The following is a 24,235-nucleotide window of genomic DNA, read 5'->3' as shown; positions in this document are numbered from 1 at the left end:
GAAAATTATTGTTGGGAGGTGAATGTGTGGAGCAGACAATTTCTGCTGCGGAGTGGCAGGTCATGCGGGTCCTGTGGGCCCATCCTGGTGCGACTTCTCAGGAAATTATTCAGGCCTTGCAGGAAGGCTTTGATTGGCAGGCGACGACCATTAAGACACTCTTGGGGCGGTTGCGGAAGAAAAACTATTTGAGAATGGCTAAAGAAACTAGCAAATACCACTATTATCCGCTGATTAGTGAAGAGGAACATTTGCAGGGGCAGGTGGAGCTCTTACTAGCTACCATATGTTCCACAAAACAGGGGCAACTGGTTGAAAAACTGCTAGACACAGGGATTTTTTCCAAAAAGACTTTAGAAAAGTTGGCGATAAAAATTCGTCAGTTGCAAGAATCAGCACCTGAGCATGTGGTCTGTCAGTGCTTGGCGGGGCAATGTACCTGTGGGCATCATCATACTCTTCGAAAATCAACCTCAGACGTTGTTGACTTGATTTGATGAACTTCAGTTCTATCTGCATCTGCGTCGCCTAGTCTGAATCTGATTTTAATTGAGTATAAAAAGGAGAAAGAACATGAAGCAAACTTTGAAATTGAAAAACTTATCGTGCCAAAACTGTGTCAAGCATGTGACCAATCGCCTCTTGGACTTGGATGGGGTGGAAGAGGTGCACATCCAGCTGGATCAGCAGTTGGCGGAGGTGGAAACCTCTGTAGCCTATGATTTGGAAGGTTATCAAGAGGCCTTGGAAGATACGGTCTATGAAGTAGAAGAGTTGGTATAAAGAAAAAAGCAGCCGTCGGGCTGCTTTTTATAATGCTTTGAGAAAATGAGTCAGGTCCAGCTGCACTTGTGCAAGTGAAATTTGGTCCCAGAAGCCGTCTGATTGAAAGCGTGGAATCAGGTGGACATGGAAATGGGTGCCAGCATCAAACAAGCGATCGTTGCAAGCTATGGTCACACCGTCAATTATCAATGCTTGACAGAGTTTATCAGTCAAAAAGACTTCCAAGTCCGATAGCTCATAGCGAACAGCAGAAGGGATTTGGCTGAGCGTGTCATAGTGTTCCTTGCTGATAATCAGTAGATGCCCCGTTTGGACAGGGTCAATATCCCAGACGACCTTGAAATGTTCCGTCTGGTAGAGAATATCTTCTTCTTTGAGTTGGTGGCAAAAAATACAGGCCATATCTTTTCTCCTAGGTTAGCAGAAAAGGAAATCACGGTGGATTTCCTTGGAAATTATATGTGATTTACTCTAACTGCCATTTTTTCTTTCCGCTCCTGTCGTTTCTTTTCGAAGAAGGCTGCTCCTAGGAAAGATACGATTGGTCGCAAAATGTAGAAATAAAAGGCAAGTGTCGGATTAAAGTAAGCAAATAGGATAACGACGATGTTGAAAAGGGCGACGGTCACCAATTGCCGTAAGTGTGCCATGGAAACAAATCGCTTTGTATATGTTGTTCCGGCAAACTTTTCTTGTAGGACAAAGTAATTCAAAATGGATTGACAGAGATTGACTGCAATGGTCACGACCCCATAACCAACAACAGCCGTGGTGGTTATGCCTTCCATCATCCACCGAGTAAAGAGGGGAATGAGGGCCAGCGTTGCCATAAAGTTGAATTGAACAATCAAGATTTTGCTGGTTGCGTGCTCAATCTGCCCCAGAATCTTGTGGTTGTCATACCAAAAATCCGCCACGATGAAAAAGGATACAAAGAAGATGAGGATGCCAGTGAAAAAGTGATGTGTATCAACAGTGTCGCTCGGTAAAGGAATTTCCAGCAACATCATGGTGATGATGACCCCAATCACTGCATCGGAGAACACCTCAAGATGCTCCTTCAGGCGCTTGGCACGACGTGTCTCATCCTCGCGATAGAGTTGGTCCAAAAATGCTTGACGTTCATCGGCAGACAAATGCTCTAACTCAGGATGCAAAAGACTGGCTTCCTGAGCCATTTGTTCAAAGTAGTCGTTCAAAAATTCTTGATTTTTAGGATTTTGCTTGGTATTTTTCATCGCTTAATAAGTCAAAACAGAATACTTCTTCTTCCCACGACGGATAACGGTCAACTCGCCGTCAATCTTGTCGCTGTCAGAAAGAGTATAATCCAAGTCCTGCACACGCTCACCGTTGACATAAATGGCACCATTTTGCACATCTTCACGAGCTTGGCGTTTTGAGTTGACAATACCAGAGGTAACTAGAAGTTCCACGATGTTAAGGTTGTCTTCAGCCTGTACAGCGTAGTTTGGCACGTTGCTGAGACCCTGCTTGAGCTCTTTTGCGGATAGGTTTTTGATATTGCCTGCGAACAATTGCTCGGTGATGTTAAGGGCTTGGTTATAGGCTTCTTCACCGTGGACCAATGTCACGACTTCCCTAGCCAAAATCTTCTGAGCCAGGCGTTCATGACGGGCAGCGTCAAATTGTTTCTCGATTTCAGCGATCTCATCTAATGACAAGAAAGTAAAGATCTTCAAGAAACGAACGGCATCGTCGTCCATGACATTGAGCCAGAATTGGTACATTTCATACGGAGAAGTCTTGTCGGCATCCAACCAAACGGCGTTGCCTTCAGACTTACCAAATTTCTTACCTGTTGAGTCAGTGATGAGGGGAACAGTCATCACGTGACCAGACTTGTCAGCCTTGCGGCGAAGCAACTCGGTACCTGCAGTCATATTGCCCCACTGGTCAGAACCACCGATTTGTAGGGTCACATTGTGCTTGTCATTAAGCTCGTAGAAGTCATAGCCCTGCATGATTTGGTAGGCAAACTCGGTGTAGGAAATCCCTGTTTCAATCCGTTTTTTCACAGAGTCTTTGCTCATCATGTAGTTGACCGTGTAGTATTTACCAACATCACGAAGGAAGTCGATAAAGCTGATGTCTGAGAACCAGTCGTAGTTGTTGACCATTTCGGCCTTGTTGTCACCATTTTCAAAATCCAAGAAGCGAGAGAGTTGACCTTGGATTTTTGTTACCCAGCCGTCCACGGTGTCTTTGGTTTGCAAGCTGCGCTCCGCATCCTTGAAGGAAGGGTCGCCAATCAGACCAGTTGCACCACCAACTAGGGCGTAAGGCTTGTGACCAGCTAACTGTAAGCGACGGCTGGTTAAGATAGCAACCAAGTGCCCCAAGTGTAAACTATCTGCTGTTGGATCGTATCCTGTGTAATAAGAAACCTGTCCTTCTGTCAATGCTTTTACCAAGGCTTCTTCGTCTGTCGTTTGAAAGACCAAGCCACGAGCTTTTAGTTCTTCAAAAATGTTCATGTGGGCTGTCTCCTTTAGGTTTAATATACAGGACCATAAATCATTTTATATGATTTTTGGACCGAACTTCATTTTAAAAAATTCCTCCCTATTATACCACGAAATTGCGGAAAATAAACAAAATTTGGTATAATGGAACGATAAGGAGTTAATATGGCGACTAAATCAGATAAGCAAGATTTTAAAAAGAAAATCAGTGCCCTAGGCCTAGGGGATGTAGTAGGAGTTTTCCTTCGGACGCTGAAATTATTATTCAATTCAGTAGCTGTCTTGGTGTTCCTATTCGGTCTTTTTGGTGCGGGCATAGGAATTGGTTTCGTGGTTAGTCTTTTTGATGACGTTAAGATTCCCAAAACAGAGGAACTGGTAGCGAAGGTTTCAGAAGTTAGTCGGATTTCCACCGTTACCTATTCGGATGGTAGCTTGGTGTCGGAAGTTAATTCAGATCTGCTTCGTGTACCTATTACTTCGGAAGAGGTCTCGAATTATCTAAAACAGGCTGTAATTGCGACAGAGGATGAAACATTTGAAACCCACAATGGGGTTGTGCCTAAGGCCGTTTTGCGTGCGGCACTGGGATCAGTTGGTCTAGGTTCATCTAGCGGTGGTTCAACCTTGACGCAGCAATTGATAAAACAGCAACTTGTCGGAGATGCTCCAACCTTTACGCGTAAGGCTAATGAGATTGTTTCGGCTTTGGCATTAGAGCGGAATATGACCAAGGAAGAGATTTTGACCATTTACTTAAATGTTTCTCCATTTGGTCGAAATAATCAGGGACGAAATATTGCAGGGGTAGAAGCTGCGGCTCAGGGAATTTTTGGTAAACCAGCGAAAGACTTGACTGTTCCGCAGGCTGCTTTTATTGCAGGATTACCTCAAAGTCCGATTGTTTATTCTCCCTATGCATCAGATGGAACACGTAAATCAGATGAAGATATGGTTTACGGTATTGAACGCTATCAAGATGTTCTCTTTAATATGTATCGGGCGTCATTCTTGACCAAGGAAGAATACGAAACCTACAAAGCTTACGATATTAAACAAGATTTTATTGCTCCAGCTCCTGTAATGGCGGATACGAAAGATTATCTCTACTACGAGGTCATGGAAGAAGCGCAAGAGGTTATGTTTGATTATCTGGTAAAACGCGATAAGGTTTCTGAAAATGACTTGAAAAACGATGAAACCAAGGCTTCCTATGAAGAATTGGCTAAGCAAGAATTGAGTCAAGGCGGCTATACGATCAAGAGTACCGTTGATCAAGGAATCTATGCGGCGATGCAGTCTGTTGTGGCAAATTATGGCTCTGTTTTGGATGATGGAAACGAATATGTCGAGACAGGTAGTGTCTTAATTGATAATGCCACAGGAGCCATTTTAGGATTTGTGGGTGGTCGCGATTATGCAACCAACCAAAATAACCATGCCTTTGATACCCTTCGTTCGCCAGCGTCAACCATCAAGCCTCTGTTAGCTTACGGTATTGCGATTGATCAAGGTTTGATAGGTTCTGCCAGCATCCTTTCCGATTATCCAACGAACTTCTCAAGTGGACAACCGATTATGTATGGTTCAGGACGTGGTACTGGTATGATGAACTTACAGACGGCTATTGACCGTTCTGTTAACATTCCTGCTTTTTGGACCTATAAGATGATGAGAAATGCAGGTGTAGATGCCAAAGCGTACATGGATAAAATGAATTATCATATTCCTATGTACGATATTGAAAGTGTACCGTTGGGCGGTGGTGTTGAAATTTCAGTATTGACAAATACCAATGCCTATCAAACTTTGGCAAATGGTGGCGTTTATAACAAACATTACATTGTTGAAAGCATTACTGCTTCTGATGGAACAGTAGTGTATCAGCATGAAGCGGCTCCGGTTCAGGTCTATTCTAAAGCAACTGCAAGTATTATGAACCAGCTTTTGAGACAGGTTGTCAACTCTGGTTATACTACGACGTTCAAGAGTCGATTGAGTGGTTTAAACCCACAGGCAGCATCATCTGATTTCGTCGGTAAGACGGGAACAAGTAATGAAGTCAATGACGTGTGGCTCATGCTATCAACCCCTAGAGTAACTTTAGGTACCTGGGCTGGGAATGATGATAACTCAGAAATGTATGTCTGGACAGGCTACCACAATAATTCACAATATGTGGCCCATATGGTTGATGCGCTTTACAATGTTAATGCGGATATGTTCGCAGGAAAATTTGAATTAGACAGTAGTGTTATTGCTTCTAGTGTCGTTGCTTCTACAGGTCAACGTGCAGGGACGACACAGGTAAATGGGCGTCAAGTAACAGTTGGTGGTGCGATGACAACTAGTTATTGGGCTAAAAATGGTGCACCAGTAACAAGTTATAACTTCATGGTTGGGGGGACAGATAGTGACCGAGCACAGGCTTGGAATACAATTATCGGTTCCCAAACGCCAACATCAAGTAGCTCAACCCAACGAAGCAGTTCGACTCGGAGTAGAACGAGTTCTTCAGCTAATAACACGAACCAGTCATCAGAAACGCAAACAGCAACTAGTGAGCAAGCGAATAATGATTCACCTTGATTTTTCCTAGTACTTGTGCTATAATAGTATAAATTATTTGTCGTGTGTCTTGTTTGAAATATTGTCCAAACAAGGCTTACAGCAGTTAAATCAAACTTTTTCAAAGGAAGATTTAGCTGCTCTTTTTGTGTCTATGAGGAATTTTTTTTGAGAATTGTTACCTATTCTTAAAGATTCTAAAAATTCAGAAAAAGGATAAATTTTGGTCATCACATGGCTGTATATAATTGAACTCGGGCTACACTCCTGTAGAAAAAGATACATCTCCTTGCAATCTTTTGATTGCTTTGTCGATGTCCTATTTTCTTTTGGAGTACTATACGCCCTCGTATCTTTTAATTGAACTCGCCTACAACTCTGTGAAAAAAAGAAAAGGTTTGTAGAGCTTTGTTTTTGTTTACTTCGTGGCGTCGTAAACGACTGAACTTTCTTCGACTATTGGTCTAGAAAGTCCTAGTCGTTCTGACGAGGGTGCGTCAACGAAATCAAAGATTTCGGACTTACCGCTTATTTTCTTTTGGAGTGTTAAACGCCCTCGTATCTTTTAATTGAACTTGCCTACAACTCTGTGAAAAAAAGAAAAGGTTTGTAGAGCTTTGTTTTTGTTTACTTCGTGGCGTCGTAAACGACTGAACTTTCTTCGACTATTGGTCTAGAAAGTCCTAGTCGTTCTGACGAGGGTGCGTCAACAAAATCAAAGATTTTGGACTTACCGCTTATTTTTCTTTGAGTTGTTTACGGCTTAGTATCTTTAATTGAACTCGGACTAAATTCGTCGGAAAAAAGCTTTGTTAATGAATTTTTGTTTCGCTAACTGCTCATAACGTCGTAAACGTCTGGTCTTTCTTCGACATTCTGTCTAGAAAGCCCTAGTCGTTCTGACGAGGGTGCGTCAACGAAATCAAAGATTTCGGACTTACCGCTTATTTTTCTCTCGAATTTTACGTCCTCGTATCTTTTAATTGAACTCGACCTAAAACCTGTGTGAAAAAGTGTATGAAATATTTACTTTGGTTTGTTACTCCCAACGTCGTAAACGTCTGGCCTTTCTTCGACGATTTGTCAAGAAAGTCCTAGTCGTTCTGACGAGGGTGCGTCAACAAAATCAAAGATTTTGGACTTACCGCTTATTTTCACTTTGGTTTTCACGGTCTCGTATCTTTTAATTGAACTCGCCTACAACTCTGTGAAAAAAGATAAACACTTCCTCGGAGGCTTGCCTCCGTCGTCGTGTTTCCTATTTTTCTTTGAGTTGCTTACGGCTTAGTATCTTAATACAAAGGAGAAAACTTTTGGCAGGACATGAAGTTCAGTACGGTAAGCACCGTACTCGTCGTAGTTTTTCAAGAATCAAGGAAGTTCTTGATTTACCAAATTTGATTGAAATCCAAACGGATTCATTTAAAGATTTTCTTGACTATGGTTTGAAAGAAGTCTTTGAAGATGTGCTTCCAGTTTCAAACTTTACAGATACCATGGAATTGGAATTTGTTGGTTATGAGCTGAAGCAACCTAAGTATACCTTGGAAGAGGCGCGTGCACACGATGCCAACTATTCTGCTCCAATCTATGTGACTTTCCGTCTTGTCAATAAGGAAACAGGCGAAATCAAGACTCAGGAAGTCTTCTTTGGTGAGTTTCCAATCATGACTGAAATGGGTACTTTCATCATCAACGGTGCAGAGCGTATCATCGTTTCTCAGTTGGTGCGTTCACCAGGTGTCTATTTCAATGATAAGGTAGATAAGAATGGTAAAGTAGGTTATGGTTCAACGGTTATCCCTAACCGTGGTGCCTGGTTGGAATTGGAAACAGATTCTAAGGATATTGCCTATACTCGTATCGACCGTACGCGTAAGATTCCGTTCACAACGCTTGTTCGTGCGCTTGGTTTCTCAGGTGATGATGAAATCTTTGACATCTTTGGTGATAGCGAATTGGTTCGCAATACCATTGAAAAAGATATTCATAAAAACCCAGCGGATTCTCGTACGGATGAAGCGCTTAAGGAAATCTATGAGCGCCTTCGTCCAGGTGAACCAAAGACAGCTGAAAGCTCTCGTAGCCTTTTGACAGCTCGTTTCTTTGATCCACGTCGTTACGACTTGGCACCTGTTGGTCGTTATAAGATTAATAAAAAGCTCAACCTTCGTACTCGCTTGCTTAATCAAACACTTGCTGAGCATGTGATTAACGGTGAGACAGGCGAAATCGTCTTGGAAGCTGGTACTGTCTTGAGCCGTGATGTGCTTGAAAAAGTAGAAGCACAATTCGATGAGCTCAACTTGGTAGAATATATTCCAAATGACAATGCTGTTCTTCTTGAGCCAGTTCTCTTGCAGAAATTCAAGATTGTAGCTCCTAAGGATCCAGAACGTGTTGTTACAGTGATTGGTAATGCTAATCCGGCTGAAAATGTGCGTATTGTTACACCAGCAGATATCTTGGCTGAGATGAGCTACTTCCTCAACTTGGCTGAAGGACTTGGTCGCGTTGACGATATCGACCACTTGGGTAACCGTCGTATTCGTGCCGTTGGTGAATTGCTTGCCAACCAAGTACGTATCGGTTTGACTCGTATGGAACGTAACTTGCGTGAGCGTATGTCTGTTCAAGACAATGAAGTATTGACGCCACAACAAATCATCAATATCCGTCCTGTTACGGCCGCAATCAAAGAATTCTTTGGTTCATCTCAGTTGTCACAGTTCATGGATCAACACAACCCACTTTCTGAGTTATCTCACAAGCGTCGTTTGTCAGCCTTGGGACCTGGTGGTTTGACCCGTGACCGTGCTGGTTATGAGGTTCGAGACGTTCACTACACTCACTATGGTCGTATGTGTCCGATTGAAACGCCTGAGGGACCTAACATCGGTTTGATCAACAACTTGTCATCTTATGGTCACCTCAACAAGTATGGTTTCATCCAAACACCATACCGCAAGATTGACCGTGCAACTGGTACAGTTACCAACGAAATCGTTTGGTTGACTGCCGATGAAGAAGATGCTTATATCGTAGCACAATCAACATCACCACTTGATGAAAACAACCGTTTCGTTGATAAGATTGTTATGGGACGTCACCAAGGTAACAACCAAGAGTTCCCAGCAGATTCAGCAGACTTCATGGACGTTTCTCCTAAGCAGGTAGTTGCCGTTGCGACAGCATGTATTCCTTTCTTGGAAAACGATGACTCCAACCGTGCCCTCATGGGTGCCAACATGCAACGTCAGGCTGTTCCATTGATTGATCCAAAAGCACCTTACGTTGGTACTGGTATGGAATACCAGGCTGCCCACGACTCAGGTGCGGCAATTATCGCTCAACACGATGGTAAGGTTGTTTACGCAGATGCGGACAAGGTAGAAGTGCGTCGTGAAGATGGCTCGCTTGATGTCTACCACATTTCTAAATTCCGTCGTTCAAACTCTGGTACTGCCTACAACCAACGTACCCTTGTAAAATTGGGTGACATCGTAGAAAAAGGCGACTTTATCGCAGACGGTCCATCTATGGAACGTGGGGAAATGGCCCTTGGTCAAAACCCAATCGTTGCCTACATGACCTGGGAAGGTTACAACTTCGAGGACGCGGTTATCATGTCTGAACGCCTTGTGAAAGACGATGTCTATACATCTGTTCACTTGGAAGAATACGAATCAGAAACACGCGATACCAAGTTAGGCCCTGAAGAAATCACTCGCGAAATTCCAAACGTTGGTGAAGATGCCCTTCGCAACTTGGATGAAATGGGGATTATCCGTATTGGTGCCGAAGTTAAAGAAGGCGACATCCTTGTTGGTAAAGTCACACCAAAAGGTGAAAAAGATCTTTCTGCTGAAGAGCGCCTCTTGCACGCGATCTTCGGTGATAAGTCACGTGAAGTACGTGATACATCTCTTCGTGTACCTCACGGTGCCGATGGTGTCGTTCGTGATGTGAAAATCTTTACTCGTGCCAACGGTGATGAATTGCAATCAGGTGTTAACATGTTGGTTCGTGTTTACATCGCTCAAAAACGTAAGATCAAGGTCGGAGATAAGATGGCCGGTCGTCACGGTAACAAGGGTGTCGTTTCACGTATTGTACCTGTTGAGGATATGCCATATCTTCCAGACGGAACACCAGTTGACATCATGTTGAACCCACTCGGGGTGCCATCACGTATGAACATCGGTCAGGTTATGGAACTTCACTTGGGTATGGCGGCTCGCAACTTGGGCATCCATATCGCAACACCAGTTTTCGATGGTGCAAGTTCAGAAGACCTCTGGTCAACTGTTAAAGAAGCAGGTATGGATTCAGATGCCAAAACCATTCTTTACGATGGACGTACAGGTGAGCCATTTGACAACCGTGTGTCTGTCGGCGTCATGTACATGATCAAGCTTCACCACATGGTTGACGATAAGCTTCACGCCCGCTCAGTCGGACCATACTCACTCGTTACCCAACAGCCACTCGGAGGTAAGGCTCAGTTTGGTGGTCAGCGTTTCGGTGAGATGGAGGTTTGGGCCCTTGAAGCCTACGGTGCTTCAAACGTCCTTCAAGAAATCTTGACCTACAAGTCAGATGATGTGACAGGCCGTCTTAAAGCCTATGAAGCCATCACCAAAGGTAAACCAATTCCAAAACCAGGTGTTCCAGAATCATTCCGCGTTCTTGTCAAAGAATTGCAATCACTTGGTTTGGATATGCGTGTCCTTGATGAAGACAACAATGAAGTAGAATTGCGTGACCTTGATGAAGGTGAAGATGATGACATCATCCACGTAGATGATCTTGAAAAAGCACGTGCAAAAGCCGCAGCGGATGCAGCCGCAGCCTTTGCAGCAGAAGAAGCAGAAGGTAAAGAATAGTTCAATTGGATGGAAGAAGTTGGTCCTTGTTCTAGTGATAATGAGGACAAGGACTGGCTGACTTTATCCGTTTGATTTATGGAAGAGTAATGAAATGGTTATTCCTCCTACCTTATGTAGATGATTCAAGAATTCGAGGTGTGATTCATCCACCTCTCACAAGAAAAGAAAGGGATTATTAGTGGTTGACGTAAATCGATTTAAAAGTATGCAAATCACGTTAGCTTCACCAAGTAAGGTTCGTTCATGGTCTTACGGTGAGGTTAAAAAACCTGAAACAATCAACTATCGTACACTTAAACCAGAACGTGATGGACTCTTTGACGAAGTCATCTTTGGTCCAACAAAAGACTGGGAGTGTTCATGTGGTAAATACAAGCGTATCCGTTATAAAGGGATTACTTGTGACCGCTGTGGTGTGGAAGTGACTCGTGCCAAAGTACGTCGTGAACGTATGGGACACATTGAGTTGAAAGCACCAATTTCACATATTTGGTATTTCAAAGGGATTCCAAGTCGTATGGGCTTGACCTTGGATATGAGCCCACGTGCGCTTGAAGAAGTTATCTACTTCGCGGCTTATGTGGTGATCGATCCGAAAGATACACCGCTTGAGCACAAGTCAATCATGACAGAGCGAGAATACCGTGAGCGTTTGCGTGAATATGGTTATGGTTCATTCGTTGCCAAAATGGGTGCAGAAGCGATCCAAGACCTCTTGAAACAAGTCGATCTTCCAAAAGAAATCGCAGCTTTGAAAGAAGAATTGAAAACAGCTTCTGGTCAAAAACGCATTAAAGCAGTTCGTCGTTTGGATGTACTGGATGCATTCTACAAATCTGGCAATAAGCCTGAGTGGATGATTCTCAATATCCTTCCAGTTATTCCGCCAGATTTGCGTCCGATGGTTCAGTTGGATGGTGGCCGTTTTGCCGCATCTGACTTGAACGAACTCTACCGCCGTGTTATCAACCGTAACAACCGTTTGGCTCGTCTCTTGGAACTTAACGCTCCAGGTATCATCGTACAAAACGAAAAACGGATGCTCCAAGAAGCTGTGGATGCTTTGATTGACAACGGTCGCCGTGGTCGTCCAATCACAGGACCAGGTAGCCGTCCGCTTAAATCACTCAGCCACATGCTTAAAGGTAAGCAAGGACGTTTCCGTCAAAACTTGCTTGGTAAGCGTGTTGACTTCTCAGGACGTTCCGTTATCGCCGTTGGTCCAACGCTTAAAATGTACCAATGTGGTGTGCCACGTGAAATGGCTATCGAGCTCTTCAAACCGTTTGTCATGCGCGAAATCGTTGCCCGTGATATTGCTGGTAACGTAAAAGCTGCAAAACGTTTGATTGAGCGTGGTGATGACCGTATTTGGGATATCTTGGAAGAAGTGATCAAAGAACACCCAGTTCTTTTGAACCGCGCACCTACCCTTCACCGTTTGGGTATCCAGGCTTTTGAGCCAGTTCTAATCGACGGTAAAGCCCTTCGTTTGCACCCGCTTGTCTGTGAAGCCTACAACGCCGACTTTGACGGTGACCAGATGGCGATTCACGTTCCATTGTCAGAAGAAGCTCAGGCAGAAGCTCGTATTCTTATGCTTGCCGCAGAACACATCCTTAACCCTAAAGATGGTAAACCAGTCGTAACACCATCTCAGGATATGGTTTTGGGTAACTACTACTTGACCATGGAAGATGCTGGTCGTGAAGGTGAAGGTATGGTCTTCAAGGATGCGGATGAGGCTGTTATGGCTTACCGCAATGGCTATGTTCACTTGCATACCCGTGTTGGTATCGCAACAGATAGCCTTGATAAACCCTGGAAAGACAACCAAAAACACAAGGTCATGATGACAACTGTTGGAAAAATCTTGTTCAACGCGATTATGCCAGAAGGTCTTCCTTACCTGCAAGAGCCAAACAATGCTAACTTGACAGAAGGAACTCCTGATAAATACTTCTTGGAACCAGGATCAGATATCAAGGCTGCTATTGCAGAATTGCCAATCAACCCACCATTCAAGAAGAAAAATCTTGGTAACATCATCGCTGAAATCTTCAAGCGTTTCCGTACAACTGAAACCTCAGCCCTGCTTGACCGTTTGAAAGACTTGGGTTATTATCACTCAACACTTGCTGGTTTGACAGTGGGTATTGCCGATATCCCAGTTATCGACAACAAGGCTGAAATCATTGAAGAATCTCACGAACGTGTAGAACAAATCAAGAAACAATTCCGTCGTGGTATGATTACCGACGATGAGCGTTACGCAGCAGTTACCGACGAGTGGCGTTCCGCTAAGGAAAAATTGGAAAAACGCTTGGTTGAAAAACAAGATCCGAAGAACCCAATCGTTATGATGATGGACTCTGGTGCCCGTGGTAACATCTCCAACTTCTCCCAGTTGGCCGGTATGCGTGGTCTGATGTCAGCTCCGAACGGACGTATCATGGAATTGCCTATCTTGTCTAACTTCCGTGAAGGTCTTTCGGTATTGGAAATGTTCTTCTCCACTCACGGTGCCCGTAAGGGTATGACGGATACGGCCTTGAAGACAGCCGACTCAGGTTACTTGACTCGTCGTTTGGTTGACGTTGCCCAAGACGTTATTATCCGTGAAGACGACTGTGGAACAGACCGTGGTCTTGACATTCGTTCTATCACAGATGGCAAGGAAATGATCGAGCCACTTGAAGAGCGTTTGCAAGGTCGTTACACTAAGAAAACTGTTAAACATCCTGAAACAGGAGCCGTTATCATTGGTCCAAACCAATTGATTACGGAAGATATTGCCCGTGAAATTGTCAATGCAGGTGTTGAACAAGTAACCATCCGTAGCGTATTTACATGTAACACTCGTCACGGTGTCTGCCGTCATTGTTACGGTATCAACTTGGCGACAGGTGATGCGGTTGAAGTGGGTGAGGCAGTTGGTACGATTGCAGCTCAATCTATCGGTGAGCCTGGTACACAGCTTACAATGCGTACCTTCCACACGGGTGGTGTAGCCTCAAACAGCGATATCACGCAGGGTCTTCCTCGTGTCCAAGAGATCTTTGAAGCCCGTAATCCGAAAGGGGAAGCGGTTATCACTGAGGTCAAAGGGGAAGTTATCGCTATTGAAGAAGATGCTTCTACTCGTACCAAGAAAGTCTTTGTTAAAGGTGTAACTGGTGAAGGCGAATACGTGGTACCATTTACAGCCCGTATGAAGGTTGAAGTGGGTGACCAAGTTGCGCGTGGAGCCGCCCTTACCGAAGGTTCTATCCAACCAAAACGCTTGCTTGAAGTCCGTGATGTCTTGGCGGTTGAAACTTATCTTCTTTCTGAAGTTCAAAAAGTTTACCGTAGCCAGGGTGTAGAAATCGGCGACAAGCACATCGAGGTAATGGTTCGTCAAATGCTTCGTAAAGTTCGTGTCATGGATCCAGGTGACACAGATCTTCTCATGGGTACCCTCATGGATATTACAGACTTTACAGATGCCAATGCGGAAGTAGTTATTGCAGGTGGCATTCCGGCAACAGCTCGTCCAGTTCTTATGGGTATCACTAAGGCTTCCCTTGAAACCAACTCATTCTTGTCTGCTGCATCCTTCCAGGAAACAACTCGTGTCCTTACAGATGCTGCTATCCGTGGTAAACGTGACAACCTTCTCGGTCTTAAAGAGAACGTTATTATCGGTAAGATTATCCCAGCAGGTACAGGTATGGCCCGCTACCGTAATCTTGAACCACAAGCCATCAATGAAGTTGAAATCATTGAAGACACAGTAGCAGAAGAGCTTGCAGCAGAAGCAGAGCTTGAAGCTGTAACTGAATAAATTAAGATGGCACATCTCTCTTTTCTAGGGATGTGCTTTTTGATATTCGGAAATGAAGCGCATACATTACTTGATAAGGAATTAACAAGCAGAATGTTTTCTTAAATCAGATGATTTCGATATAATGTGTACGAAAAAGGAAGTATGTGTTATGTATCAAGTTATTAGAATGTATGGAGATTTTGAACCCTGGTGGTTTTTAGACGGTTGGGAAGAAGATATTGTTAGTAAGGTAGCCTTTGACCGTTATGAAGATGCCTATATTGCCTTTCAAAAAGAATGGGTACGGTTGTCAGAAAAGTTCCCTAAAAAGCAGAGTAAAAATGGCACAATGGTGGCTTTTTGGGACGAATCAGACCAGCATTGGTGTGAGGAATGCGATGAATATTTGCAGCGGTATCATTCGCTGATGTTGGTAGAAGCGAGAGAAAATTTACCTGCTGGTTTTATCAAGCAGTCCCTCCAGGCTAAAGTTCGTTCGTGTAAGATTAGAAACAAAGAAAAGCTCGGTTAATCCGAGCTTTTTGCATAGCAACAGTTAATATTTTCTAGCAATCCCTTATATAGAGCTAGGGCAGTCGCGGCCCGTGCGCCTGTTAGAACACTATACGGGACAATGTGGACAGGGGGCGTTTCTTGGGTAGCTAATACCTTTGGTTCTAAGTGGATAAGGTGTTTGAGTAGGTTTACCAATTGTTCATTCAGAAGGAGGGGGCTGTGTAGATAAATAACCTGACTATCAATGAGCATATTAAGGTTTAAAATAGACTGTGCGAGATATTTTAAGGCGGTATTGAGTAGGTGTATAGTAGCCGCATCCCCTAGTTCATAAGCTGTTAATAAGGTTTCTAAACGAATGTCTTCTGGATCCTGAACAAGATTTGGTAATAAACTCTGGTCTGCGTTTTGATACAAAAGTTGAGCTTTTCTGATAAGCCAAGTTTCCCCGGCGTAGGTTTGGAGACAACCGCGTTTACCACAGGAACACAGTTCGCCATCTGGCTGCACAACAGTATGGCCGATTTCTCCAATAATACTATTATGCTTGCCATAGATAGCTCCATTGTACATGTAGGAGCAATGCATGCCTCTTCCAAAATGAAAGAAGACAAAATTAAGGTCTTTTCCTTGATTGAAGAATAGGCGCTGGGCTAAACTCATGCAATTCACATTGTTTGAAAAATAAATAGGATAGGGAAGGGCATCAGCTACTACTTTTAAGTTAAAATGTTGCCAGAGAGGATTGTCTGTTGTGATGCGGAAATCATTAAGATAACGCCCTGGCAAGCCCATACCAATTGCGGTTAGCTTTGCTTTTTCTGGTAGGGAATCAATAAAAGGGAGAAGGAGGTCGAGGATTAGTTGGCTTCCTTCTTCTCTTATCTTTTTATTTGATAAGGTAGCAGTCTGTTCCCTCAGAAGATTTCCTTTGCTATCTGTTGCCACGATAGACAAGTATTTTTCAGAGAGTTCAACGCCAATGAGGCACGCTTTATCTTCTTCAATCCGTAGAAGGATTTTTTTCCGTCCCGCTTTGATAATCGAAGTCTCTTCTTCGCCAATTTCCCTGATGTAACCTTCTTGTATTAAGTCAGCCGTAATACTGCTGGTTGTAGCAGGTGTAATGGAAGTATTTTTAGCGATGTCAATACGGGAGATTGGCCCCTGGACATAAATTTGTTCTAAAATTTTTGAACGGAGTTTTAATTGATTTTTTGAGTGCATATAAAAAATAACTCCTTAACTACATGATGCAAATTGATTATAAAAAATTATCAAAAAAATAGCAAATGTATTGACAATCTTTTCATAAAATTATAAAATATAATCAAATAAAACAAATAAAAGGAAATAAAAGTAGTAATTGATTTCAAATTGTAATTAAAGGAGGAGATTAAATGACACGGTTGATTAGTGCTAATCCTTCGGAGATTGTCAAGATGTCTGCTAAAGAATTAAAACAGAGTATCTTGGAAAGTGAAGGGAGAGTAGTATTATCGGAAAATGTAGCGTTTCGCGAAGCATTCGTTGATGACTTAACCAATGCAGAGATTGCTAGAGCTTTTGGTGCAGATCTTATCTTGCTGAATGGAGTTGATGTGTTTTCCCCTTTTGTTAGTGGAATGGGAACTGTAACAGATACATTTGTAGCAGACTTACGCTCCTTGGTTGCCTGTCCTATTGGGGTCAATTTAGAACCAGTAGATGCAAGTTATGAGAGCTTAAAAAACAATGGTCTCGTGAAGGGGCGTCAGGCAACAGTAGAAAGCCTTCAAAGGGCTGAGGAGTTGGGCTTTGATTTTATCTGTCTAACAGGTAATCCAGGTTCAGGTGTCAGCAACCAGACCATTAGAGAGATATTGGTAGAAGCAAGGCAAATTTTCTCAGGGCTTATTATTGCAGGGAAAATGCATGGAGCGGGTATTGGTGAAACTTTGATGACGCCAGACTTGGCAGACGAGTTTTTAGCTGCTGGGGCAGATATTATTCTTATTCCAGCTGTCGGTACGGTTCCTTCCCTATCTGAAGCAGATATGCGGATGATTGTAGAGCGTGTTCATCAGCAGGGAGGTTTGGCAATGAGTGCCATCGGAACCAGTCAGGAAAGTTCGGATCCTGATACGATTAAGACGATTGCTCTTCAAAATAAAATGTGTGGAGTGGACATACAACATATAGGCGATGCAGGCTATGGTGGTCTAGCTCCGGTTGAAAATATTTATGCCCTGAGCAAGGCGATTAGAGGTATTCGGCATACCGTATCGCGTATGGCTCGTTCAATCAAACGATAAGGAGAACGATAGTGAAAAAGACAATTATGCTAGTCTGTGCAGCGGGTATGAGTACTAGTCTTTTGGTGACTAAAATGCAACAAGCGGCAACAGCAGCCGATTTAGAACGGGAAATTTTTGCCGTATCTGCCATGGAAGCAGAAGAAATTCTTGCCGATAAAACAGTAGATATTCTCATGTTAGGACCACAAGTGCGGTATATGTTAGCAGAATTCGAAGCAAAACTGGCTCCTTTAGGGATTCCAGTCGTGGCGATTTCTATGACAGACTATGGAATGATGAGAGGGGATAAGGTCCTAGAAACTGCGGAATCCTTAATGGGAGGATAAAAGATGTATCAGGAAACAGAATTAGAAGTTATCATGTCATTGATTGCCTATGGTGGGGAGGCAAAAAGCTGTGCTTTTGAGGCGATAACTGCGGCAAAAGAAAAAGATTTTGTAGAAGCCCAAGCCCGAATCACTCAAGCAGAACAAGCTTTATTACAAGCTCACAAGGTACAAACTTCACTACTTAGTCAGGAGGCGACAGGCCAGGAAATGAAAACTGGTTTGTTGATGATTCATGGTCAAGACCATCTGATGACCAGCATCTGCTTTGTTGACTTAGCAAAGGAAATTATTGCTCTGCGGAAGGAAATGGTAGAAAACAATAAAAAAGAAAGGACAGACTGATGAAAAATAGTTTGGATCGATTGCAGGAAAAACTGACACCAATTGCAGCCAAGATTGGAAATCAGAAGTTTTTAGTGGCACTTAGGGACTCGTTTGTGGGAACCATGCCTGTTATTATGACAGGTTCTATTGCTTTACTGATCAATGCCTTTTTAGTTGACCTACCAGACCAGTTTAGGATGCCTCAAATTACAGAGATGTTCCAGTGGTTGGTAGATATCAACTGGTTGGTGTTTAAGGGAAGTATCCCCATTGTTTCCTTACTCTTTATCTTTTGTTTAGGTGTAAATATTGCTAAAATTTACAAAACAGATACTACCTCAGCAGGTTTGGTGGCTTTAGCATCCTTTGTTATTTCGATTGGCAATTCCATTACCAAGACCTTTACGTTAGAAAATCTTGGAGATGTTGATTTAGCAAGTATCGTAGAAGGAGTGGCGGGCTTAGAAGTATCGGGGTCAGATTTAACAGTTACCATTGGCGGTGTCCTATCTGGTGCACAGATTAATGCTAGAGGATATTTCACAGCAATCTTCATTGGTTTTGTAGCCTCAATTGTTTTCTGTAAAGCCATGAACAAAGAGTGGGTCATCAAATTGCCAGATTCTGTTCCGCCAGGTATTGTCAAGCCCTTTATGTCCATTATTCCTGGTTTCCTAGCTATGTATACTGTGGGGATTTTCACTTATGTCTTCAATTTGTTGAGTCAAGATACCTTTATTGAATGGGTTTACAAGGTGTTACAAGTGCCTCTCCTAGGCTTATCACAAAGTTTCTTCGCAGTGATTCTGATTGTACTGCTGAACAAGTTGTTCTGGTTCTTTGGGCTTCATGGAGGAAATGTATTGGCACCTGTCATGGAGGGTTTGTTTGGGGTAGCCATGCTTGCGAACCTAGAAGCCTATCAAGCGGGAGAGGCCATTCCATATTTCTGGAACAGCGGCTCGTTTGGAGCTTATGTCTGGTTTGATGGGCTGGCACTGGTCTTGGCAATCTTTATTGTATCTAAAAACAAGCATTATAGAGAAGTTGCGAAGTTGGGTCTTGGTCCTGTTCTCTTTAATATCGGTGAGCCGGTTAACTACGGTCTCCCTATTGTTCTGAACCCGATTATGTTTATTCCATATCTTCTAGGACCATGTTTGATGACAGCGGTTGCTTATCTTGCGTCAGCTTGGGGCTTGGTTGCCCCTGTAACTCAAAATGTTACTTGGGTTATGCCTCCGATATTGTATGGATTCTTCTCGACAGCATTCGATTGGCGTTCGATTATTCTTTCAGTTGTTTGTTTGGCAATAGGGACACTAACCTATATTCCATTTGTAAAAATGGCAGACAAGCAAGTAGAATTATAATAACAAGAAAAAGCTCGGCTAGTCCGAGCTTTTTCTTGTCTGAAAATACAGGGTCATGGTCTGGCTATCCAGCTCCACCTGTCCACCGATGGTAATGGTAAACAGCGGCTGGGTATGGGCAAAGTCCAAATCGTAGAGAACAGGGATGGTTTTGAGAATAGGGTGCTTGTCCAAAATCGCCAACAAAATCTTCTCGGTCATCTTGGTTTCTTTAGGAAAACGACCAAAGACAAGAGCCTGAGGATTTGGATAGGCTTGTAGAAGGGCAGTCAAGTGACGAGCGATAATCAGATAATCATCGTCCTCCGCCTCCTCCAAAAAGAGAATATACTTGTCCGGCTTGGGAGCAAACTCCGTCCCTGTCAGCAGGTTGAGGGTTGAGATGTTTCCGCCTATGGCAATACCAGAGGCCCGGCCCGGATTGTATACTTTCCAGTCAGTTGGGTAAAAGGTGCGAGGGGCGTCTAGTAAGTACCAAGCATCGCTAGACCACTCAGGACTGGGTGTCAGGTCATAGGAAGCTTGTGTCACAGCCTTGAGCCAGGCTTCTGTTTGGTAGGTTTGGCCCTGCTCCATTTTGAAGCTAGAGTAAGCTGGACCCATGTAGGTTTGCATGCCTGTCTTGGCGTAGATAGCATTGAGCAGGGCAGTCGTATCCGAATAACCGCAGAAAATTTTTGGATTTTGTGCAATCAAATCAAAATCCAGATAAGGCAGCAGATCGTTACAGTTGAAACCGCCAATGGTTGTCAGAATGGCGTCGACTGACTCATCCGCAAAGGCTGCTTCCAAGTCCGCAACCCGACTGGTAATCGGAGCAGAGTAAAACATATCATTTTCAAAATAATGTTCTGAGAAAGAGAGTTTGAAGCCCAGTTCTTCCAGTTTTTCCTTGGCGGCAAGATTGGCTTCAAAACCACCAATTCTTTCAATAGATGAAGAGGGGCTAACTACGCGTATGTGGTCGCCTTTTTTTATTTTTTTCATAGGAACCTCCAAGCTTTTTTATTATTTTAACAAAAAAGTATGGAAAATCAAGTTTCCTTGCGAATAGATAGGGTGAGGAGGTTTTATGATTCAAGAAAAAGCAAGAAAGTTGATTGAAGAGGCGGTGGCGGATAGGGTCAGTGATATTTATCTGGTTCCTCGTGGTCAGGGCTACCAAGTCTACCATCGGATCATGGACGAGCGAGAGTTTGTGCAAGACTTGGCTGAGGAGGAAGTAACAGCCATCATCAGCCATTTCAAGTTTTTAGCAGGATTAAATGTCGGTGAAAAACGCCGTAGCCAGCAGGGCTCCTGTGACTATGATTATGGTAGCGGAGAGATTTCACTTCGCTTATCAACTGTCGGAGATTATCGTGGCAAGGAAAGTCTGGTTATCCGCCTGCTCTATGACAATGACAAGGAACTCAAGTTCTGGTTTGAGGCGGCCGAGCGGCTTGCAGAAGAAATCAAGGGACGAGGGCTCTACCTTTTTTCGGGTCCAGTCGGCTCTGGTAAGACCACGCTCATGTATCATCTTGCCAGGCTGAAGTTTCCAGACAAGCAAATTTTGACCATTGAAGATCCTGTAGAAATCAAGCAGGACGGGATGTTGCAACTCCAGCTCAATGAAGCCATCGGAGCCACCTACGACAATCTGATTAAACTGTCCCTCCGTCATCGGCCAGACTTGCTCATCATCGGTGAAATTCGGGATGCGGAAACCGCTCGAGCAGTCATTCGAGCCAGTCTGACGGGAGCTACCGTTTTCTCAACAGTTCATGCAAGGTCTATTTCGGGTGTCTATGCTCGTATGTTGGAATTGGGGGTCAGTCCTGAAGAGTTAAATAATGCCCTTCAAGGCATTGCCTATCAACGTTTGATTGGGGGAGGAGGTGTAGTAGATTTTGCAAAGGGAAATTACCAAAACCATTCTGCAGACCAGTGGAATTCGCAAATTGATCGCCTTTTTGCAGCAGGACATATCAGTCTTCGGCAGGCAGAAACAGAAAAAATTGCCCTTGGTTCGCCAGCGTAAGGTCATTGAACTTTTCAATAATCTTTTTGCTAGTGGTTTTCATCTGGGAGAGATTGTTGATTTTCTCAAACGGAGTCAGCTTCTGGTAGATCCCTACACCCAGGTCTTGTCAGACGGGCTGTTAGCAGGCAAACCCTTTTCAAGTTTGCTGGCTGATTTGCGGTTTTCAGATGCGGTGGTCACACAGGTGGCTCTGGCAGAAGTTCATGGCAATACCAGCCTGAGTTTGAGCCATATCCAGTCCTATTTGGAAAATGTCAGCAAGGTTCGTAAAAAACTGATTGAGGTGGCGACCTATCCGATTATCTTACTAGGTTTTCTGCTCTTGATTATGCTGGGCTTGAAAAACTATCTTCTGCCCCAGTTGGAAGAAGGCAATGCAGCGACCGTGCTGATCAATCATCTACCGACCATCTTTTTATCCCTCTGTGGACTTAGTTTGGTGGCGGTCTTGGCTGGTCTTGTTTGGTTTCGCAAAACCAACAAAATCAGGGTCTTTTCCTGCTTAGCAGCTCTGCCATTTTTCGGAAAACTCATCCAAACCTATCTGACGGCTTATTACGCCAGGGAGTGGGGGAGTTTGATTGGGCAAGGCTTGGACCTGCCGCAGATTGTGGGTTTGATGCAGGAGCAACAATCGCAGCTCTTTCGGGAGATTGGGCAGGACCTGGAGCAGTCGCTTTCCAATGGTCAGAGCTTTCACGAACACATCAAGACCTACGCCTTTTTTAAGCGGGAGCTGAGTTTGATTATCGAATATGGTCAGGTCAAGTCCAAGTTGGGTAGCGAGTTGACAGTTTACGCAGCAGAGTGCTGGGAGGATTTTTTCTCTCGGGTCAATAGAGCCATGCAGCTGATTCAACCGCTGGTCTTTCTCTTTGTGGCCTTAATGGTCGTTCTTATCTACGCAGCTATGTTGCTGCCGATTTATCAAAATATGGAGTTATAAAATGAAAAAGTTAATGAAATTGAAAAATAAAGCTTTCACATTGGTGGAAATGTTAGTCGTTTTGGGCATCATTAGCCTGCTCTTGCTCCTCTTTGTACCCAATTTGAGTAAGCAAAAGGATGCTGTCCAGAAGAAAGGGGATGCGGCTGTTATCAAAGTAGTGGAAAGCCAGATGGAGCTTTATGAACTGGAACATGACAAGGAAGCAACGGTGGCAGACCTGCAGGCAGCAGATTATATCACTAAAGAACAAGCACAATCCTACAATGAATACAAGGCTCTTCAAGCAAACCAATAAGGCTTTCACCCTCTTTGAGAGCCTGCTGACCTTGTTTGTTGTCAGTTTCTTAGCTGTTTCCTTATCAGGAACGGTGCAGACAGCCTTTCAGTCTGTTCAGGAAGAGATTTTTCTTTGGGAATTTGAAGCTATCTATAAAGACAGTCAGAAATTGGCAGCCAGTTCCCATCAAACAGTGAGTCTTGCTATCGGTGGACAGGAGGTTACAAATGGTTATCAGGCTGTAGAGGTACCCATAAATGTAGAAGTATTGGAAGGGAAGACCATCACATTTGAAGAAAATGGTGGAAATTCTTCTCTGACCAAGATTCGTTTTCGGCTTAGTCGAAAGACAGTCACGTATCAATTATATATAGGGAGTGGTCGTTATAAGAAAACAGAAGAATAAGGCTTATATCTTGCTAGAAAGTCTGGTTGCCCTTGCGACCCTAGTGACCATTTGCAGTTTGATTTTATCAGCTGTGGATGCAGGTCGTAGGCGACAGGCTTGGGAATTGGAACAACAGGAGGTTCTCAATCTAGCACAGATGGCTGTTCAGACCGAGCAAGATAACCTAGCCTTAAACGGTGTTACAGTTCAGGTTCAACGAACAGCGGATAAGATCATTGTTTTCCACGAGGGAAAGGAGGTTTTATCGGTTGTTAAAAAGTAAAATTCCCGCTTTTACTCTCCTGGAATGCTTGGTAGCCTTAGTCATCCTATCAGGAAGTCTTCTGGTCTTTGAAAGCTTGTCAAAACTGCTGGTCCAAGAAGCGCATTATCAAAATCAAACTATTCAAAAGGAGTGGCTGGTCTTTTCTAGCCAGTTGCGGTCGGAGTGGGACCAGGCTGAATTGGTCAAGGTTGAAAATGGCAAGGTCTATGTCAACAAAGGCGAACAGGCTTTAGCCTTTGGCAAGTCACGGTCGGATGATTTTCGGAAAACAAATGACAGGGGACAGGGCTATCAGCCCATGATTTATCAAGTAGACAGCGCAGCTATTTCCCAAAAAAACCAGCTGGTGCGTATCGACTTTAGCTTTAAAAACGGAGAGGAGCGGACCTTTATCTATGCTTTTAAAGAAAAAAGTTAAGGCGGGTATCCTGCTCTATGCCCTTTTGATGTTGGCGGTTTTTAGTCTCTTGCTCCAGTTTTATCTCCATCGGCAAGAGGCTGAGAGTCGCTTGGTACAGGTGGCAAGGCAAGAAACGACTGCTTATATCATGGCTCAGATGGTCTTGGAACAAGTTGAAGAAGACTTGCAGGAGCGTCAAGCAATTGCCAAGAAGGTAGCAAGTCAAACAGAACAACAGAAGGAAGTTGAAGCAGCTGCTAGTGAAACAGCTAATATTAAGGAAGAAGGGGAGGTACAAGAAACAACAAGCACTAAGCCAGAACCAACTACAAAATCAGTTGACACATCATCAACTCAAAACGTGGAAAGCAAACCAATAGAAGATAAGGGAGCGGTCACTTTTCAGGAGGGTCAGGCTCGTTATCAACTTAAAGGAGACCAACTATTGGTTACAGTTGAGTTAACAAGTGATGGTCTGTATACCTATCAATTTCCTTTGGGGCTATCATCAGAAGGAGGGTGAGTTGACTCGC

At 43.7% G+C, this 24,235-nt stretch carries 22 protein-coding genes; 17 read left to right on the top strand and 5 right to left on the bottom strand.

What is annotated here, in order from left to right:
- Window positions 1-26 precede the first annotated feature (26 nt).
- A complete protein-coding gene (locus P7J49_RS04290) occupies window positions 27-497 on the top strand; it encodes a CopY/TcrY family copper transport repressor (RefSeq protein ID WP_172034892.1) in 471 nt (156 codons plus the stop codon).
- A gap of 76 nt (window positions 498-573) precedes the next feature.
- Window positions 574-783 carry a heavy-metal-associated domain-containing protein gene (locus P7J49_RS04285; protein WP_256767930.1) on the top strand — a complete coding sequence of 70 codons (210 nt, stop codon included), beginning with the start codon at window positions 574-576 and terminating at the stop codon, window positions 781-783.
- A 27-nt stretch (window positions 784-810) separates the two neighbouring features.
- Here the strand turns inward: P7J49_RS04285 and P7J49_RS04280 are convergent, their stop codons facing one another.
- From P7J49_RS04280 to tyrS, 3 genes are read right to left on the bottom strand one after another with little or no spacing between them, the layout of a single operon-like run.
- On the bottom strand, window positions 811-1,188 hold the full coding sequence (locus tag P7J49_RS04280) for an HIT family protein (RefSeq protein ID WP_029188889.1): 378 nt from the start codon (window positions 1,186-1,188) through the stop codon (window positions 811-813).
- 53 nt (window positions 1,189-1,241) lie between these two features.
- Window positions 1,242-2,024, bottom strand: coding sequence for a TMEM175 family protein (locus P7J49_RS04275; protein ID WP_024411350.1), 783 nt, complete (start codon window positions 2,022-2,024; stop codon window positions 1,242-1,244).
- A 3-nt stretch (window positions 2,025-2,027) separates the two neighbouring features.
- Window positions 2,028-3,284: a tyrosine--tRNA ligase gene (gene tyrS, locus P7J49_RS04270; RefSeq protein ID WP_023369073.1), complete on the bottom strand. Its 1,257-nt coding sequence runs from the start codon at window positions 3,282-3,284 to the stop codon at window positions 2,028-2,030.
- A 153-nt stretch (window positions 3,285-3,437) separates the two neighbouring features.
- Here tyrS and pbp1b point away from each other — a divergent pair, with 153 nt between their 5' ends.
- From pbp1b to P7J49_RS04250, 4 genes are all read left to right on the top strand, one after another.
- Window positions 3,438-5,861 carry a penicillin-binding protein PBP1B gene (pbp1b, locus tag P7J49_RS04265; RefSeq protein WP_171942979.1) on the top strand — a complete coding sequence of 808 codons (2,424 nt, stop codon included), beginning with the start codon at window positions 3,438-3,440 and terminating at the stop codon, window positions 5,859-5,861.
- A gap of 1,292 nt (window positions 5,862-7,153) precedes the next feature.
- Window positions 7,154-10,726, top strand: coding sequence for a DNA-directed RNA polymerase subunit beta (rpoB, locus tag P7J49_RS04260; protein ID WP_408569595.1), 3,573 nt, complete (start codon window positions 7,154-7,156; stop codon window positions 10,724-10,726).
- Between the two features lie 181 nt (window positions 10,727-10,907).
- Window positions 10,908-14,555 carry a DNA-directed RNA polymerase subunit beta' gene (gene rpoC, locus P7J49_RS04255; RefSeq protein WP_024380282.1) on the top strand — a complete coding sequence of 1,216 codons (3,648 nt, stop codon included), beginning with the start codon at window positions 10,908-10,910 and terminating at the stop codon, window positions 14,553-14,555.
- Window positions 14,556-14,706: 151 nt separating this feature from the next.
- Complete coding sequence (locus P7J49_RS04250) at window positions 14,707-15,069, top strand: DUF1033 family protein (RefSeq protein WP_408551168.1); 363 nt, start codon at window positions 14,707-14,709, stop codon at window positions 15,067-15,069.
- Here the strand turns inward: P7J49_RS04250 and P7J49_RS04245 are convergent.
- Window positions 15,066-16,280 (bottom strand): ROK family protein, encoded by a 1,215-nt coding sequence (locus P7J49_RS04245; RefSeq protein ID WP_408569593.1) that lies wholly within the window; start codon window positions 16,278-16,280, stop codon window positions 15,066-15,068. The two genes, P7J49_RS04250 and P7J49_RS04245, sit on opposite strands and share 4 nt — an antisense overlap.
- A gap of 173 nt (window positions 16,281-16,453) precedes the next feature.
- Between P7J49_RS04245 and P7J49_RS04240 the strand changes: the two genes are divergently transcribed.
- Genes P7J49_RS04240 through P7J49_RS04225 form a run of 4 tightly spaced genes read left to right on the top strand, consistent with a single transcriptional unit; the run spans window position 16,454 to window position 19,376 of the window.
- Window positions 16,454-17,347, top strand: a complete 894-nt coding sequence (locus P7J49_RS04240; protein ID WP_408551170.1) for a haloacid dehalogenase-like hydrolase — start codon at window positions 16,454-16,456, stop codon at window positions 17,345-17,347.
- A gap of 8 nt (window positions 17,348-17,355) precedes the next feature.
- Window positions 17,356-17,676, top strand: coding sequence for a PTS sugar transporter subunit IIB (locus P7J49_RS04235; protein ID WP_408551228.1), 321 nt, complete (start codon window positions 17,356-17,358; stop codon window positions 17,674-17,676).
- Between the two features lie 3 nt (window positions 17,677-17,679).
- Window positions 17,680-18,021 carry a PTS lactose/cellobiose transporter subunit IIA gene (locus P7J49_RS04230; RefSeq protein ID WP_408569591.1) on the top strand — a complete coding sequence of 114 codons (342 nt, stop codon included), beginning with the start codon at window positions 17,680-17,682 and terminating at the stop codon, window positions 18,019-18,021.
- A complete protein-coding gene (locus P7J49_RS04225; RefSeq protein WP_408569590.1) occupies window positions 18,021-19,376 on the top strand; it encodes a PTS sugar transporter subunit IIC in 1,356 nt (451 codons plus the stop codon). Before P7J49_RS04230 ends, P7J49_RS04225 begins: the two co-directional genes overlap by 1 nt.
- A gap of 18 nt (window positions 19,377-19,394) precedes the next feature.
- Here P7J49_RS04225 and P7J49_RS04220 read toward each other — a convergent pair whose 3' ends face one another.
- Complete coding sequence (locus P7J49_RS04220) at window positions 19,395-20,363, bottom strand: S66 peptidase family protein (protein ID WP_408569588.1); 969 nt, start codon at window positions 20,361-20,363, stop codon at window positions 19,395-19,397.
- 85 nt (window positions 20,364-20,448) lie between these two features.
- Between P7J49_RS04220 and comGA the strand changes: the two genes are divergently transcribed.
- The 7 genes from comGA to comGG are packed head-to-tail and all read left to right on the top strand — an operon-like array spanning window position 20,449 to window position 24,225.
- Entirely contained in the window at window positions 20,449-21,399 is a 951-nt protein-coding gene (gene comGA, locus P7J49_RS04215; protein WP_408569586.1) for a competence type IV pilus ATPase ComGA, read from the top strand.
- Window positions 21,320-22,348 (top strand): competence type IV pilus assembly protein ComGB, encoded by a 1,029-nt coding sequence (gene comGB / locus P7J49_RS04210; protein ID WP_408569608.1) that lies wholly within the window; start codon window positions 21,320-21,322, stop codon window positions 22,346-22,348. Before comGA ends, comGB begins: the two co-directional genes overlap by 80 nt.
- 1 nt (window position 22,349) lies before the next feature.
- A complete protein-coding gene (gene comGC, locus P7J49_RS04205; protein ID WP_408569584.1) occupies window positions 22,350-22,646 on the top strand; it encodes a competence type IV pilus major pilin ComGC in 297 nt (98 codons plus the stop codon).
- Window positions 22,615-23,034: a competence type IV pilus minor pilin ComGD gene (gene comGD, locus P7J49_RS04200; protein WP_408569582.1), complete on the top strand. Its 420-nt coding sequence runs from the start codon at window positions 22,615-22,617 to the stop codon at window positions 23,032-23,034. The genes comGC and comGD overlap by 32 nt, the downstream gene beginning before the upstream one ends.
- Window positions 23,006-23,299, top strand: coding sequence for a competence type IV pilus minor pilin ComGE (gene comGE, locus P7J49_RS04195; protein ID WP_029186879.1), 294 nt, complete (start codon window positions 23,006-23,008; stop codon window positions 23,297-23,299). The genes comGD and comGE overlap by 29 nt, the downstream gene beginning before the upstream one ends.
- Window positions 23,286-23,720 (top strand): competence type IV pilus minor pilin ComGF, encoded by a 435-nt coding sequence (comGF, locus tag P7J49_RS04190; protein WP_029943411.1) that lies wholly within the window; start codon window positions 23,286-23,288, stop codon window positions 23,718-23,720. Before comGE ends, comGF begins: the two co-directional genes overlap by 14 nt.
- Complete coding sequence (gene comGG, locus P7J49_RS04185) at window positions 23,698-24,225, top strand: competence type IV pilus minor pilin ComGG (RefSeq protein WP_125070059.1); 528 nt, start codon at window positions 23,698-23,700, stop codon at window positions 24,223-24,225. Before comGF ends, comGG begins: the two co-directional genes overlap by 23 nt.
- Window positions 24,226-24,235 lie beyond the last annotated feature (10 nt).

It is taken from the genome of Streptococcus suis, from assembly GCF_046032515.1.
GTDB lineage: Bacteria > Bacillota > Bacilli > Lactobacillales > Streptococcaceae > Streptococcus > Streptococcus suis_AL.
Note: the sequence above shows the minus strand (reverse complement) of the source record. Positions and strands in the feature narration are given on the sequence as shown.

Bases quoted from the DNA above. Each gene is read 5' to 3' on its own strand.
- P7J49_RS04220 (WP_408569588.1), bottom strand. From the start codon at position 20,363: ATGAAAAAAATAAAAAAAGGCGACCACATACGCGTAGTTAGCCCCTCT.
- tyrS (WP_023369073.1), bottom strand. From the start codon at position 3,284: ATGAACATTTTTGAAGAACTAAAAGCTCGTGGCTTGGTCTTTCAAACG.
- comGC (WP_408569584.1), top strand. From the start codon at position 22,350: ATGAAAAAGTTAATGAAATTGAAAAATAAAGCTTTCACATTGGTGGAA.
- comGD (WP_408569582.1), top strand. From the start codon at position 22,615: ATGAATACAAGGCTCTTCAAGCAAACCAATAAGGCTTTCACCCTCTTT.
- pbp1b (WP_171942979.1), top strand. From the start codon at position 3,438: ATGGCGACTAAATCAGATAAGCAAGATTTTAAAAAGAAAATCAGTGCC.
- P7J49_RS04285 (WP_256767930.1), top strand. From the start codon at position 574: ATGAAGCAAACTTTGAAATTGAAAAACTTATCGTGCCAAAACTGTGTC.
- P7J49_RS04240 (WP_408551170.1), top strand. From the start codon at position 16,454: ATGACACGGTTGATTAGTGCTAATCCTTCGGAGATTGTCAAGATGTCT.
- P7J49_RS04280 (WP_029188889.1), bottom strand. From the start codon at position 1,188: ATGGCCTGTATTTTTTGCCACCAACTCAAAGAAGAAGATATTCTCTAC.
- P7J49_RS04230 (WP_408569591.1), top strand. From the start codon at position 17,680: ATGTATCAGGAAACAGAATTAGAAGTTATCATGTCATTGATTGCCTAT.
- comGG (WP_125070059.1), top strand. From the start codon at position 23,698: ATGCTTTTAAAGAAAAAAGTTAAGGCGGGTATCCTGCTCTATGCCCTT.
- P7J49_RS04245 (WP_408569593.1), bottom strand. From the start codon at position 16,280: ATGCACTCAAAAAATCAATTAAAACTCCGTTCAAAAATTTTAGAACAA.
- P7J49_RS04250 (WP_408551168.1), top strand. From the start codon at position 14,707: ATGTATCAAGTTATTAGAATGTATGGAGATTTTGAACCCTGGTGGTTT.
- P7J49_RS04275 (WP_024411350.1), bottom strand. From the start codon at position 2,024: ATGAAAAATACCAAGCAAAATCCTAAAAATCAAGAATTTTTGAACGAC.
- P7J49_RS04225 (WP_408569590.1), top strand. From the start codon at position 18,021: ATGAAAAATAGTTTGGATCGATTGCAGGAAAAACTGACACCAATTGCA.
- comGA (WP_408569586.1), top strand. From the start codon at position 20,449: ATGATTCAAGAAAAAGCAAGAAAGTTGATTGAAGAGGCGGTGGCGGAT.